Source organism: Bacillus sp. JJ864 (genome assembly GCF_036963045.1).
GTDB lineage: Bacteria > Bacillota > Bacilli > Bacillales > Bacillaceae_G > Bacillus_A > Bacillus_A pseudomycoides_C.
This window is the reverse complement of record NZ_JBALLY010000056.1, coordinates 20,217-34,551: the sequence shown is the minus strand read 5'-3', so window position 1 is coordinate 34,551 and position 14,335 is coordinate 20,217. Positions and strand designations below refer to the sequence as shown.

Genomic DNA, 14,335 nt, shown 5'->3' with positions numbered 1-14,335 from the left:
CTGGACAGTGCTTTTGCCGAGTTTTGAGGTGGGAGTATTACTGCCCACGAATAGCGGGATAAGTGATCTATGGAGGAGATTTACCATGAAATATGGAAAACTACTTGTGTCATTTTTAGTAATTGTATGTGTATTACATATCACTAAGCTACAAGCATTCGCAGCCACTAAGCAACCTCCTATTACAATTGACGGAAATTTTTCTGATTGGAATCATATGCCGTATGTTTCCGATACAAAAGGTGATGTACCAAATGGAATGAATCATGAAGATATTACGGGTGTTAAATATTATTCTGATGGTGAATATCTATATTTATATGTAGAGAGACAAGCAGCAGGCCATCATAAAGATAGCTGGATATTTCATGTTGTATTTCCAGATGCCGCGCAAGGTGGACAAGAGAAGTGGGAATATGTAGAAGTTGATGGGAAATGCCAAATGATGAAGTATCGCTATCCAATTGTATGGGTAGGTGATGTTGGGAAGGGAAACCAATATGCTGTAAAAGTGACAGCGGGAAGTTATCAAGAACAAACCCTTTCCGTGAGTAGTAATAAGAAGCAAATAGAATTCCGAGTCCTCTTAAAAGAATTTGGGTTAGATAAGCAAAGGGAAATTCGCTTTGCATTAAAATCAAACTTAAGTGGACAAGTTTGCCCAGCGAAAAATACAATCGATTGGGTTCCAGGCAGAGATGGCTGGATCTATATTGATAATGGACCAACATTATGGCAATTCTCTGCAATTGCTGGATTTGGAATCGTTGGATTTGCAGCATATCGTATGTTAAAAGGAAAACACTAGTTGGATACATAGCTGAAAAAACACTAGCTCATTAACGAGCTAGTGTTTTTCAATTTAACTGACTTTTGTATCAAGTGTATCTGGTTTATTTTCAATCGTATTTTTCATAATGAATGGATAAAGAACGAGTCCAATTACAAATAATCCGATTCCTAGTAAGAAAGTTTTCACATCAGCTGTTCCAGTTTTGATAACCCAAATGGAATATAGAAGAGCAAGTACTGTGATGACTCCGTCCAATTTGCGAGAGCCTTGCATGTTGTTATATGTTTCACCAGTAATAACGAGTTTTAATTGATACATTGTTGAAACAAGATATGGAATTAAATAAGCAAGTGTAGCGACAACAATTGCAAAGTTATACGCTTCTGATACTGACCCAGAAATTGTAGAGAATAAGAATATTTGTGTCATGATATTTGTTAATAACAATGAGTTTTTCGGACTTCCTTTTTTATTTGTTTTTCCAAAGAATGCAGGGAATAGTCCGCTTTTTGCTGCTTGATATGGAACTTCTGCACTTACAACGATCCAACCTACTGTAGAACCGAATAGAGAGACAAGGGCTAGAAATGCCATAATGTATGCACCTTTATTGCCGATAGCCATGCTTAATGCATCAACCAATGGTTTTTGCGATCCTTTTAGCGCTTCTTGTGGAAGAGCGCCCATTGTTAACAATGTAATGGCTACATAAATAAGAAGAGCAATTACTAATCCGAAAATCGTTGCTTTTTTTACATCGCGCTGTGACTTTGCACGGTTTGAAAGCATAACAGCTGATTCAATACCAATAAATGCCCAAAGTGTTGCGATAGCAGCAGCATTGATTTGTCCGCCTAATGGAATGGACTTTCCAGCCTCATTCATAAACGTTTGTCCATCGCCGAAATTCGTTGCATTAAAAATGAATAATGTAATGATAATAAACATCGTAAATCCAATAATTTTTGCAACAGTTGCAAGTAAGTTCATATTACCAGCACGATCAATATTTTGTGAAAGAATATATTGAATGCCCCATAGCATCATACTACATACAGCAAATGTTAAGGCTTTTCCTAGTTCTAATGAGAAACCATTTGTCGTGAACAAAACTTGTTTACTTTGCAGAACTGGGAAAAATGTAGATAAATATCCTGCAAATGAAATAATGACAGAAGCTGTTGCCGCCCAGTTTGCCGCCCAGTATCCCCAAGCCATGCTATAACCGGCAACTTTACCAGCTTTTGGCGAAGTAAACATTGCTTGCGCATAACTTTGCGGACCTGCTTTTAAATTTGGTTTTCGCATTGCTAAGTTTCCAAACACAAGTGCAATCATAAATACACCTAGTCCAGTAATTGTCCATGCAAGTGTAGATCCCATTGGTCCTGATACTTGTGCTAAATTTGCTGGAAGCATAAACACGCCGCCACCAACCATATTTCCAACAACGAATGCCGTTAAAATCCATAAACCCCATTTTTTTGTGTCCATGATTGTCTAACTCCTTTTGATGATAGTTTTTTTGTTTTATGATTTTTTGTACCTAGTGTTTTTTGGAAATAAAAAAGAGCCATGTAGATAAAAAATACCTACATGGCTCTTTGCCTAACGTAGGTACAACGGGAATAACCCTTGTACCTACGCGTGAATTTTTCCGCTAGGTTTCAAGGGTTTACGTATGATGATGATGTTTTTGTGCAAATGTAACTACAGTTGTATTAGTAAGCATAGTTCTTTGCTCCCTTTCTCCTCTGATTTTGAAGTAAGTATACTACATGTTTTTTAGAAAGGGAAGAGAAAATAGACATTTTTTATAAAAATTCATTTTTATGATTAAATATTTATAGGGATGAAAGTATGTTTTTGTATTTATTTCTTTTTTGACAGGGAATATTAAGGTTGCTACTGAGCGTTTGTAATATTTTTTGATGAACATGGAGGAAAGTAAATGGAAAATAGAAAGTCGGCTAGATCTCTTGTTGGGGGGATAATGCTTGTATGTATTGTTCTTTTTAACTTTTCAAAACCAACATACGCTTATATTCCTTCTGAAGATCAAATTGTAAAGAGCAAACCAAATCATTATGGAACTGCGGAAAATCAACCAGCATACGATATTTGGGGACAAACGATCTCACAAAAAAAGGCGAATGAGTTGTTGAAAACGGAAGAGGGCAAAAGGTTATTATCACCACAAAACGGAGCAGTGAAAATTGATAAGAATTTATTAAAATTGGGAAGAGAGTCTTTTTATGAAGAAACATTTGGAAATGAAGTGTTTCTTACAGACATAATGGGTGTTTTAAATGGTGCGTTAACTTTAGAAAATATAAAAAAAGCAATTCACGACTTACATGGAAAAGGGACAACAAATTTACGTGTTGAACTGGCGAAAACTGTGAAAATAGGAGATAAAACGTTTGATAAAGGAACAAAGGTTGATACTGGTTTAGATGTTGCGAGAGATTCTAATGAAGTATTAGGGATGCCTATTATTAAGTCTGAAGGAAGAGAGAAGATAGGAGTAAGCTGTGCCGCATGCCACGCAACGGTAACTAGAGATACAAAACAAGTTATTGAAGGTGCTGCAAATAATGATTTTAATGGCGGTCTCATTTTAGCACTAGGGACAAATTCAACAGCTTATTTTTCTCGGGCAGAAATTAAGTCATTACAAGACTATATAAAAGATTTAGGGCGAACAGTAGTAACTTCTGAAGGGAAAAAAGCTCCGCTTCCTGATCCAGAGATGATAGAAGAGACTGTAGATCGTACTTTATTAAAATGGCCAAGAGGAAATTTTGATGCGAGTAGTGATTTGGTGAATAATCCAACACAAATTCCAGATTCTTTTACATTTGGAGATCATCCTTATGGCTGGAATGGGTTTGCACAAGCTGGTCCGTTTAAAGGACTAAGTGTAATTAATAGTGCTGTAAATATTCAAGGATCAGATTTAACAACATTAGCGCATGCTAGTCCATTCCTTTTCAAAATCGACAAGGAAGTTTATTTAGGAACAATGTTACAAAATGCAGCGAATCTAAAATATCGATATGATCCTAAAAATGGAAAGAAACCATCTGAGTTTTTTGCTTCAGTAGACCCTACTCCAGGAGTTCCAGGAGTAAATGAGTTAATTGCGCTTCCGACATTTCCAAGGCCGTCTTTAATCTCTCCTAATGGTTTATTATCAAGTTCTCCTGGCTATCGGGTTATGGAGCAAAACAACGGAATGTCTGCATTACAAAATACATTTGTTTCCCCGAAACCACCAGTATCTGTTGATGATAAGACGATAAAACAAGGGAAGAGTGTGTTTGCACGTGCAGGCTGTATTACTTGTCATGCGGGACAAACCTACACAAATAATCGGATTATTCCAGTTAATGAAATTAAGACCGAGCCATCAAGAGCAAAATCGTTTGAAGCAATAGGTAAAGACTTAGCAGAGCCTATTATTTATTCACCGGATACACCTGTACCTGTACCAAAAGGGGCAAAATTGTTAAAAGTTCCAGCCTATTCATTAGATAAAGATAAGATTAATTTAGCCTATATGTTAAATGGTTCACCTGGTGGTTACAAAGTTCCAAGTTTGTTAGGGCTTTACTGGGGAGCGCCGTATTTACATGATGGAGGTGTTGCGGTTGGCCAAAATGTGGAGAGTGAATTAGGTATGACAGGAACAGTATCAAAAGGAATTGAGCCTAATCCGTTTAACAGCTTACGAGCATTAATTGATCAAAACTTGAGAAAAAAAGTAATCGAAGCAAACAAAAATTCAAAGGATTTACAAGACGCACATATTACAGGGGAAGGACATGAATATTGGGTAGATTCTTCTACAGGTTTTTCAAAACAAGAGCAAGATGCGTTAATCAACTATTTACTCACATTAGAATGAAAACTCCCGCCACTTATCTCATTCGGATCTTGAAGTGGGGGTTTCTCGTGTATCACCTTCAAGAGATGCTTAACACGAGTGGAGTTGACACAGCTGCCTGATGGCACACCCCCTCTATTCCATCGGCAAATGCCTTTGGAACTGCTTTTTTTAATATGTTATAGGCACCATTCACATCTGCGTTCAGTAATTTGTTTTCTTTCGTGCGATACAAGCCACGTGTGATCCGTTTTCCACTGAATACAGGAATGTCTTTCTCACCGTAAGTGGGGATCGCATCATTGTCTAGAAAGGATGCTTTACTTGTATACGATTCTTCCACGACTTGTACAATAATACCTTTTCGTTTTGCTTTATAGGTGATCATTTCAATGAGGAGATTGTGTGGGATATGGCAGAAGGATTGATTCTGTCGTTTTCCCATATCACTGTTTTGTTTCCATGATGTATTTTTCCCAATCACAATCATAGAAATCTCATGTTGAACTGCGAAGTGAACAATGTGATAACTGATTTTGTGAAAGAAATCTTTTATTTTGAGAAACCGTTTCTCATGAAGTCTCTCTAAACGCTTTGATGTGTGTGGTCCTTCTTTTGGTTCTTTTCCATGACGAAGAATACCCAGTAAATGAGCCTTTTTCTTGTTGTAGTATTGATTCATACTTTTGATTACATTGCCCTTTACTAACACAGGAGTAGCCCCTGTATTCGTTGTGATAGTTGCAATGTTATGAATCCCTAAATCAATACTTATGTAGCGATGGTTATCCACCTGCTCAGGTGCTGGCTCAGATTTTTCTGTTACAATTTCTACTTTAAACTTTCCGTAAGCAGGAGAAACACGTATCTCTTTTAGATTGTTGATATGTCCGAACAATTTACCGATGTTTAATTTCATGCTTGTTTTAGGAAAACGAATGTACTTATCTTGGAGTTTACACACTTGATTCGTGAATACAATTTCTTTCATAGATGATTTGGTGTATTTTGGAATATGAGGTTTACCGGTAAAAGTGGAAGGATGTTTCTTGTATGCCTCAATGGATGCAAAAAATGATTTCCAATTTTGATATAACTTCTTCATAACCGCTTGATTCGTTTGCGCTGGCAAGTTCATATAATCTTGTTGTTTCATTGTTTTAAACAAACAATCTAAGAAATGATACGATAGGAACGATTTCTCTTTTGTCGGGAAGGTAAACAAGTTACATTTTATATCTTTCTGTTCTTTAACAGGTTTTTCGTTTTGTTTTTGCATGCGTTTTTGGTATGCATGCAGTTGATTTTCATTCATAATTTCAATATGTGCTTGTAATGTATGAAGAACTTCTTGTTGAAGTGGCTGTAATGGCTTATCAGTACGTAAGGCCGTATACACTTGGCGAATATAGAAGTTTGTTGTATTGTAGAGATTTTTTGCGTTTTGACACATTGCTAGGAAATAAGAGTATAACTTATGACCTTTCTTGATCCAAATTTGATAGGTTGCATATTCTTTTTCTTTTGTCATCATGTTCACCTCCTTCTTTCCTTCATGATACTACAAAACAACAAAAAAGAACATACATTCGTATTGATGCAAAAATATTTTTACGAATGCAATGGCAGTTCAATCCCACCTTAAGCTTAGCTATGCCTTACACGTTTTGAAGATGGAGTTTTCTTGCCAATTTTTCGATGAATAATCTATTTTTTATCCAGCTATTCGCGGACAGGAAGACCCCGACCTTAAGATTTAGAGAGGTAGGCGGAGAATGAAGAAACCCCACTCGTGGAAGTTTCATCTTATCCATTTATAATCACTCCACCGTTTACATGAAGAATTTGTCCTGTCATATATGAGGAGTCGTCCGACGCCAAATAAACATAGGCAGGTGCCAGTTCAAAAGGTTGTGCAGCACGTTTCATTGGTGTGTTGCTTCCAAATATTGCATAAATTTCCGGCGGAGCGCTTGAAGGGATAAGGGGGGTCCATACAGGACCTGGAGCAACGCCATTGACCCGGATTCCTTGATTAATGACTGATAATGCTAACGAGCGGGTAAATGCAACGACAGCTCCCTTGGAAGCGGCATAATCAATCGCGGGCTCAAGTCCGTTGTATGCGGCGAGTGAAGCCGTATTGATAATAGAGCTTCCATTTTTTAAATAGGGCATGGCTGCTTGTGTTAAATAAAAATATGAAAAAATGTTTGTTTTAAAAGTACGTTCGAGCTGCTTTGCTGAAATGTCGCTGATACTTGCTTGTGCATGTCCTTCTCCCGCATTATTGACCATGATTTCAAGATGACCAAATGCTTCCATTGTCTTTTTAACGACATAATGACAAAACTCGGCATTCCCAATATCACCTGCGATTGTCAGGCATTGTCTGCCCAATTGGTTCACTCTGTCTTTTGTTTCGGATGCATCCCCATGTTCATTTAAATAAACAATTACAATATCCGCTCCTTCTTTTGCGAAAGCAATGGTGATAGCCCGGCCGATCCCGCTGTCTCCCCCAGTAATGATGGCGACTTTGTTCAATAGCTTGTTGCTTCCAGAATAATTAGGATTTTCGGAGATAGGTCTTGGAATCATCAAAGATTCAATACCCGGCTGTTGAGGTTGGTACTGCGGGGGAAATTCGATTGGAACTGTATCGCACTTTTCTACAAACCCAAAATGCTCAGACATAATAAGCCAGCCCCCTTCGGTTATATGTGATTTAGCATATTCTAAAAAAGATTATAGGTGCATGCCCATTCCCTGTCAGTGTAAACACGAAGTTGGACATCTAGGGGAGATAACCCGAGGTAACGCTCAGGGAGAGTTGTTTTCGTCGTGGAATTGAGAAGCCCCCACTTCAAAATTCGTTAGAATTTAAGTGGGGGTAGTTCATTTGATATTTTCATGATAAATATTATTTAGAAATTACTGTAAATAGAAGAGCGATGTGATAATCTTATAATGAGGTTTTTTTAAGGGGTGGGAGCTTGCCGTATGTCGTACATATTTTAAGCATTTTCACGATTTGTGTAGGGGGAATTAGTGTATATCGCTCTGTTAAATATAAAGGGTACGGAGCTTATTTTAAAGTGAAAAAACTGAAAATTCCGTTATGGATTATTACGTTAGGGGTTGCGCTGTTTGTTATGAGCATGGGTATTTATACGCTCATATTGGAAGGGAAATGGTAATGCTGTTATCGATATAAATTCCTTATTATTGGAATGGAAAAGGAGTAGAATGTTTTACTCCTTTTTTTCAATTCTCAGCAGTGATTTTAAAGTTTATGACGAATTATGTAGAGAAGAGAGGAGTGGTTATATGGAATTAGCGGTTGAAAAAGTGTTTACAAAAGAAATTTTACACGAAGGAGCGAAGCACTTCGGGGTAACCGTTATGGAAGAACCATTAGGGGACTTTGAAAATTATATTTTTCGTGCTGAGGGAGAAGATTGTACACCATATGTTTTGCGGTTGACACATTCCTCTCATCGTACATATAAGCAAATTGAAGCGGAATTAGATTTTCTAGCATATCTCGGGGAAAACGGTGCAAAAGTAGCTGCGCCGCATCGCTCAAAAAACGCTCTATTTGTAGAAAGTTTACAAACAACTGATGGCACATCTTTTTACGTTTCACTTTTTGATTATGCAAACGGAGAAAGAGTGAATGATGGGGATTCTGATGTTTGGAATGATACGCTTTTTTACGCGTGGGGGAAAGCAATTGGCCAGTTACATCGACTTACGATGAATTATCCAAAGACGGAGAATCGCGTTACGTGGATGGACGATGAAATTACTGTTATTGATATGTTACAGGAAGATAAGGAATTGCAGGAAATTGGATATGAAGTTGTAGCAGAAATAAAAAAATCACCTGAGACAAATCGTACATTTGGATTGATTCACGGAGATATTCATCATGGGAATTTTCACTATGAAAATGGGGAGTTAACCATTTTTGATTTTGATGATGCCACGTACAATTATTTTGCGCATGATCTTGCAATGATTTTATATTATTCTGTTTTACGAAAAGAGTGGTCAGAAGAAGAAAAGGCGATTTTTGCACGCCACCAGCTGCAAGTATTGAGAGAAGGATATGAGACAGAGCACGTTCTATATGATTCCGTATATCATACTCTACCACTTTTCATGCGCCTTCGAGATGTTGCTTTATATGGGACGATTATGAAAAAGTTTAACGGTAAAGAAATGCCGGAGCATTTTCAAACATTAGCAAATGCTATTTATAAGAGAATTGTAGCGAGAAAAGCGATTGTTGAATGGTAAGTAAAATGAGGACTGACCTAAAACACTATTATAGTGGAATGATGGTCAGTTTTTCTTTTTAGAGGGAACGAGAGCATCTGACCGCGCATAGCAGCGATTTATATGTTGAAAAAATAAATGAATTTGAGTACATATGATTGTACTCTTTTTTTAAATCCAAAATTATTCTTGTGTTTTTATACGAAAATGTGTTTATTTTCTCAAAATAATATTGAATTTCATAATGCGTATTTTTATGCTTTTGTATATTCTGAATTTTTTTATGAAAGGAGATTATGGTGTATTTTGTAAATTTGTTGATGAGAAAGATAAGCGAGAAGAAGCAAAGAAAGTGATTTCTTTGCTTCTTTTTTTGTCTAAAAGATTACTAGTTATTTTTTTAGATGTTTTCGAATATAAAAAACTATACAGGCCTTTTGGGTTGTAAAGGGGGGGAGTAGATTGATTGTTTTTCGCGATGTCAACAAGTATTACGGCAGCTTTCAAGTTTTAAAAAATATTAATTTACAAATTGAAAAAGGGGAAGTCGTCGTGGTCGTTGGACCATCGGGGTCAGGGAAAAGCACGTTGCTGCGCTGCATGAATCAATTAGAGATGATCACGAATGGTGAATTGGTTGTAAATGGTGTAAACATACATGAGGGAAAGAAAGATATAAATCAATTAAGACGAAGTATCGGCATGGTATTTCAACATTTTTATTTATATCCTCATAAAACGGTGCTTCAAAATATTACATTTGCTCCGATAAAAGTACTCAAAAAGCCAAAAGAAGAAGCAGAAAAAATCGCCATGTTTTATTTAGAAAAAGTAGGGATTACGGATAAAGTAAATGCCTATCCGCACCAACTATCAGGCGGGCAGCAACAGCGCGTTGCGATTGCAAGGGGACTAGCAATGAAGCCGGAGATTATGCTGTTTGATGAACCGACTTCAGCGCTTGATCCGGAAATGATTGGTGAGGTACTTGACGTGATGAAAACTTTAGCAAAAGAAGGCATGACGATGGTTGTTGTTACACATGAGATGGGATTTGCCCGCGAGGTAGCTGATCGCATTTTATTTATGGACAAGGGTGAAATTGTGGAAGAAGCCTCGCCTGCTGATTTCTTTGTAAATCCAAAGCAAGAACGAGCCCGATTATTTTTAAGTCGTGTACTGAATCGCTAAAGGGGGAATTAGATGATTAACATGAAAAAGTGGTTTACGCTTATCGTCTTTGCATGTTTATTTGTACTGATTGTAGCTGGTTGTGGAAATAAGAAAGAAAAAGAAGCTGTAAAAAATGAGAAAGAAACTGTTATTGATCAAATTAAGAAACGCGGAAAATTAGTTGTCGGTGTGAAGTATGATACGAATCTATTTGGATTAAAGAACCCGGCAACGGGAAAGGTAGAAGGATTTGACATCGATGTTGCGAAAGCACTTGCGAAAAAAATTTTAGGCGATGAGAATAAACTAGAATTAAAAGAAGTTACTTCTAAAACGCGCATCCCGATGCTGAAAAACGGTGATATTGACGCGATTATTGCGACAATGACAATTACTGAGGAACGTAAAAAAGAAGTTGATTTCTCGGATGTGTATTTTAAAGCTGGGCAATCTTTACTTGTAAAAAAAGGAAGTGGAATTAAAGATATAGCTGACGTGAAAAAGGGAGTAAAAGTGTTGGCTGTAAAAGGTTCTACTTCTACGAACAATATTCGTGCCAAAACACCAGAAGCGACTGTGCTTGAATTTGAAAACTATAGTGAAGCGTTCACGGCATTGAAGGCAGGACAAGGCGATGTTTTAACAACAGATAATGCCATTTTATATGGTATGGAAAAGCAAGACGCAAACTATGAAGTGGTTGGGAAAAAATTCACGGATGAACCATATGGTATTGCGGTGAGAAAAGGAGAAACGGAGCTTACGAAAGTAATTAATGAGTTACTAAAAGAGATACAAGCAAACGGTGAATACGATAAATTGTATGAAAAGTGGATTGGGAAAAAGCCTGAGTAAAACTACAAAATATAGGAGAGGATGAGAAATACTCATCCTCTTATTATTAAGAAAGAGGGGGAGAGTTTGTGCCCGATTTTTCGATTCTCTCAAATAATCTAGATTTGTATTTAGAGGGATTCAAGTATACGTTGCTGTCTAGTTTGATTGCGTTAATTGGTAGTTTTATTCTTGGCATCATCATCGCAGTGATGCGAATTGCGCCAATTCGCGTTTTAAATTGGATTGGTGCAACATATGTAGAGTTTATTCGGAATATCCCTTTAGTTCTCATTGTATTTGCTTTTTATTTTGCTTTTCCGGTAATTGGCGTTACATTAAGTGGCTTTGTTGCTGGAACAACTGCTCTTACGATATATACAGCGGCTTTTATTACAGAGGCGATTCGAGCGGGAATTTTATCAATTCCGAAAGGGCAGATGGAAGCAGCTCGTTCTTCTGGCTTAACGTATGTACAAGCGATGTATTATGTCATTTTGCCGCAAGCGATAAAAATTGTGATTCCGCCGCTAGGTAATCAATTTCTAAATTTAGTGAAGAACTCTTCTATACTAGGGATTATCGCAGGGGCGGACTTAATGTATCAAGGCGATTTAATCTCTACAAGAACATTTGTCACATTTGATGTATATATCTTTGTTGGGATGTTTTATTTACTTTTAACGGTTCCGCTTAGCATAGGTGTTCGATACTTAGAGAAACACTTGGCGAAAGGAGCTGTGTAAATGGATTTTCGAGGTGCTTATACAGGAGATCATATTGTTTTTTTATTAAAAGGACTACTTGTTACATTAGAAATCGCCCTTATCGCAATCTTCCTTAGTTTTATCATTGGTAGCGTTATCGGTACGCTGCGATATGCGAAAATACCGGTTGTATCAGCGATACTTGCGTTTATTGTTGAGGTCATTCGTAATTTACCGTTGTTATTAATTATTTTCTTTACGTATTTTGCGCTCCCAGAAGCTGGCTTGAAATTAGAAATTACAACGGCGGCTATTGTGGCTTTGACAATATTTGAAGCAGCGATGATATCAGAAATTGTTCGCAGCGGTTTATTTTCAATTGAGAAAGGGCAAATTGAAGCAGCGCGTGCGTCAGGTTTATCGTATGTCCAAACGCTGCAGCACATTATTCTGCCGCAAGCGCTGCGACGTATGGTGCCGCCGCTTGTCAGTCAGTTTATATCTCTTTTAAAAGATACATCGTTGGCAGTCGTCATTTCATTGCCAGAATTAATGCATAATGCTCAAATTATAAATGGTCAAAATGTAAACTATATGATTCCAACCTTTCTTCTCGTTGCTTGTATGTATTTCATTGTAAATTATAGTTTGTCTCTTTTTTCGAGACGATTAGAAAGTAGATAACTCTTGCATTGTATTTTATGCAAGAGTTATTTTTTTAGAAAAGTTTTAATTTTATATAGAAATTGTAAACGCTTTATTGTATATTTGGTATTATCAGAAATTTTAAAATATAGAGGGGTATGCAAGGGGAGGAAGAAGATGAATCAAACAACGAATGAGCAATTACATCGTACAATGAAGAGTAGACATTTATTTATGATTGCACTTGGAGGAGTAATCGGAACAGGTTTCTTTCTCGGATCAGGATATACGATTAATCAAGCAGGACCAGGAGGAGCGATCCTTTCGTACTTAGTTGGTGGTTTAATTATGTATTTAACGATGCTTTGCCTTGGTGAACTAACAGTTGCCATGCCCGTTTCGGGATCGTTTCAAAAATATGCGACGAAATTTATCGGACCTGGAACAGGATTTATGATTGGCTGGCTGTATTGGCTAGGGTGGGCTGTAACGGTTGGTTTAGAGTTAACGTCAATTGGTTTAATGATGAAGAGATGGTTTCCGGATGTAAATGTTTGGGTATGGTGCCTTGTGTTCGGAGGACTTTTATTCATTTCAAATGCAGTATCAGCAAAAAGCTATGCAGAACTAGAATTTTGGTTTTCAAGCATTAAAGTAATTACGATTCTTGCATTTATTGTTCTTGGTGGAAGCGCATTGTTTGGCTTCTTACCATACGATGGAAAAGAAGCAGCACCGCTTTTTTCTAACTTTGTACATGATGGTGGGTTATTTCCACATGGAATTGGAGCTGTGTTACTAACAATGATCACGGTAAACTTCTCTTTCCAAGGAACAGAGTTAATTGGGATTGCAGCAGGTGAAAGTAAGGAGCCAGAAAAAACAATTCCACGTGCGATTCGTAATACAGTATGGAGAATTATGTTGTTCTTTATTTTAACAATCACAATTTTAGTAGGATTAATTTCTTGGAAAGAAGCAGGAGTGATTGAAAGTCCGTTTGTTGTTGTCTTTGATAAAATTGGTATTCCATATGCAGCGGACATTATGAACTTTGTTATTATTACTGCTCTATTATCGGTAGCAAACTCTGGATTATATGCAGCAACACGTATTTTATGGTCGCTAGCAAATGAGAGAATGGCACCAGCTTCCTTTAAGAAGGTGAATAAAAGAGGGATCCCGATTACAGCATTAGTTGTGACGATGATTATTGCAGCGCTATCGTTATTAACAAGCGTATTCGCAGAAAGTACTGTATACATGTATTTACTATCGATTGCAGGGTTATCTGCGGTGGCGAGTTGGATTATTATCGCATTTTCACAAATTCGCTTTAGACAACAATATGTAAAGAGCGGCGGCAAGTTAGAAGATTTAAAATATAAGACACCATTATATCCAATTGTTCCAATTGCAGCGCTTGTCTTAAACAGTATTGTTGTGGTTAGCTTAGCTTTCATCCCAGAACAGCGCATGGCATTATATTGCGGCATTCCATTTATTATTTTTTGCTACATATATTATTATATAAATAAAAAGAGACAGCAAAAGGTAGAAATGGAAATGGAGAATACATATGCAACTAATAGTCAAGCGTGATGAAATTATAACGAAGGTTCCATATGGTGAATTGCAAATTGGAAAAGAGAATGGGTATACACCATTAGAACTTCTCATTGCTTCAATTGCAGGGTGCAGTGCCATTGTATTTCGAACGATTTTAGAAAAAAAACGTATTACGTATCATGAATTTACAATGGAAACGGAAATAAGAAGAAGTGAGACATTGTCAAAACCAGTGGAGAGTGTTCACATACACTATAAAATAAAGGCAGAAGGAATCACGCAAGAACAGTTAGAAAAGGCGTTAAAGCTTGCGATGAAAAATTGTACAATTGTGCAATCCGTGAAGGACAGCATCGAAATTATTGAAACAATTGAATTGATTTCATAAAGTGAAACTTTAATCAGTGGGGGGCTTTATCCCTCACTGATTATTAGCCCTCA

General features: G+C 37.1%; 13 protein-coding genes. 10 read left to right on the top strand and 3 right to left on the bottom strand.

Features of this window, described 5'->3' with window-relative positions; genetic code table 11:
* Positions 1–85: 85 nt before the first annotated feature.
* Complete coding sequence (locus V7024_RS10380; protein WP_335519221.1) at positions 86–808, top strand: hypothetical protein; 723 nt, start codon at positions 86–88, stop codon at positions 806–808.
* Positions 809–862: 54 nt separating this feature from the next.
* Here the strand turns inward: V7024_RS10380 and V7024_RS10375 are convergent, their stop codons facing one another.
* On the bottom strand, positions 863–2,287 hold the full coding sequence (locus V7024_RS10375) for an amino acid permease (RefSeq protein WP_335519218.1): 1,425 nt from the start codon (positions 2,285–2,287) through the stop codon (positions 863–865).
* 457 nt (positions 2,288–2,744) lie between these two features.
* Between V7024_RS10375 and V7024_RS10370 the strand changes: the two genes are divergently transcribed.
* Entirely contained in the window at positions 2,745–4,703 is a 1,959-nt protein-coding gene (locus tag V7024_RS10370; protein ID WP_335519215.1) for an electron transport protein, read from the top strand.
* 58 nt (positions 4,704–4,761) lie between these two features.
* Here V7024_RS10370 and V7024_RS10365 read toward each other — a convergent pair whose 3' ends face one another.
* A complete protein-coding gene (locus V7024_RS10365) occupies positions 4,762–6,213 on the bottom strand; it encodes an RNA-guided endonuclease InsQ/TnpB family protein (RefSeq protein ID WP_335519213.1) in 1,452 nt (483 codons plus the stop codon).
* A 275-nt stretch (positions 6,214–6,488) separates the two neighbouring features.
* On the bottom strand, positions 6,489–7,379 hold the full coding sequence (locus V7024_RS10360; RefSeq protein ID WP_335519210.1) for an SDR family oxidoreductase: 891 nt from the start codon (positions 7,377–7,379) through the stop codon (positions 6,489–6,491).
* A 299-nt stretch (positions 7,380–7,678) separates the two neighbouring features.
* Between V7024_RS10360 and V7024_RS10355 the strand changes: the two genes are divergently transcribed.
* The 8 genes from V7024_RS10355 to V7024_RS10320 all read left to right on the top strand — a co-directional run bounded on the left by V7024_RS10355 (position 7,679) and on the right by V7024_RS10320 (position 14,282).
* The gene (locus tag V7024_RS10355; protein ID WP_335519207.1) at positions 7,679–7,882 is read left to right on the top strand and encodes a hypothetical protein; all 204 of its coding nucleotides are present in this window, start codon (positions 7,679–7,681) and stop codon (positions 7,880–7,882) included.
* Between the two features lie 130 nt (positions 7,883–8,012).
* Positions 8,013–8,987, top strand: a complete 975-nt coding sequence (locus V7024_RS10350; protein WP_335519202.1) for a phosphotransferase enzyme family protein — start codon at positions 8,013–8,015, stop codon at positions 8,985–8,987.
* Between the two features lie 441 nt (positions 8,988–9,428).
* A complete protein-coding gene (locus tag V7024_RS10345) occupies positions 9,429–10,157 on the top strand; it encodes an amino acid ABC transporter ATP-binding protein (RefSeq protein ID WP_020061504.1) in 729 nt (242 codons plus the stop codon).
* 12 nt (positions 10,158–10,169) lie between these two features.
* Positions 10,170–10,994, top strand: coding sequence for a glutamate ABC transporter substrate-binding protein (locus V7024_RS10340; RefSeq protein WP_335519194.1), 825 nt, complete (start codon positions 10,170–10,172; stop codon positions 10,992–10,994).
* Between the two features lie 68 nt (positions 10,995–11,062).
* On the top strand, positions 11,063–11,719 hold the full coding sequence (locus V7024_RS10335) for an amino acid ABC transporter permease (protein WP_335519189.1): 657 nt from the start codon (positions 11,063–11,065) through the stop codon (positions 11,717–11,719).
* Positions 11,720–12,364 carry an amino acid ABC transporter permease gene (locus tag V7024_RS10330; protein ID WP_335519186.1) on the top strand — a complete coding sequence of 215 codons (645 nt, stop codon included), beginning with the start codon at positions 11,720–11,722 and terminating at the stop codon, positions 12,362–12,364.
* Between the two features lie 138 nt (positions 12,365–12,502).
* On the top strand, positions 12,503–13,927 hold the full coding sequence (locus V7024_RS10325; protein WP_335519183.1) for an amino acid permease: 1,425 nt from the start codon (positions 12,503–12,505) through the stop codon (positions 13,925–13,927).
* Positions 13,905–14,282: an OsmC family protein gene (locus tag V7024_RS10320; RefSeq protein ID WP_335519180.1), complete on the top strand. Its 378-nt coding sequence runs from the start codon at positions 13,905–13,907 to the stop codon at positions 14,280–14,282. The genes V7024_RS10325 and V7024_RS10320 overlap by 23 nt, the downstream gene beginning before the upstream one ends.
* Positions 14,283–14,335: the final 53 nt, after the last annotated feature.

Excerpts from the sequence above, each read along its gene's own strand:
- V7024_RS10380 (WP_335519221.1), top strand. The coding sequence starts at position 86 with ATGAAATATGGAAAACTACTTGTGTCATTTTTAGTAATTGTATGTGTA.
- V7024_RS10375 (WP_335519218.1), bottom strand. The coding sequence starts at position 2,287 with ATGGACACAAAAAAATGGGGTTTATGGATTTTAACGGCATTCGTTGTT.
- V7024_RS10370 (WP_335519215.1), top strand. The coding sequence starts at position 2,745 with ATGGAAAATAGAAAGTCGGCTAGATCTCTTGTTGGGGGGATAATGCTT.
- V7024_RS10365 (WP_335519213.1), bottom strand. The coding sequence starts at position 6,213 with ATGACAAAAGAAAAAGAATATGCAACCTATCAAATTTGGATCAAGAAA.
- V7024_RS10360 (WP_335519210.1), bottom strand. The coding sequence starts at position 7,379 with ATGTCTGAGCATTTTGGGTTTGTAGAAAAGTGCGATACAGTTCCAATC.
- V7024_RS10350 (WP_335519202.1), top strand. The coding sequence starts at position 8,013 with ATGGAATTAGCGGTTGAAAAAGTGTTTACAAAAGAAATTTTACACGAA.
- V7024_RS10340 (WP_335519194.1), top strand. The coding sequence starts at position 10,170 with ATGATTAACATGAAAAAGTGGTTTACGCTTATCGTCTTTGCATGTTTA.
- V7024_RS10330 (WP_335519186.1), top strand. The coding sequence starts at position 11,720 with ATGGATTTTCGAGGTGCTTATACAGGAGATCATATTGTTTTTTTATTA.
- V7024_RS10325 (WP_335519183.1), top strand. The coding sequence starts at position 12,503 with ATGAATCAAACAACGAATGAGCAATTACATCGTACAATGAAGAGTAGA.
- V7024_RS10320 (WP_335519180.1), top strand. The coding sequence starts at position 13,905 with ATGCAACTAATAGTCAAGCGTGATGAAATTATAACGAAGGTTCCATAT.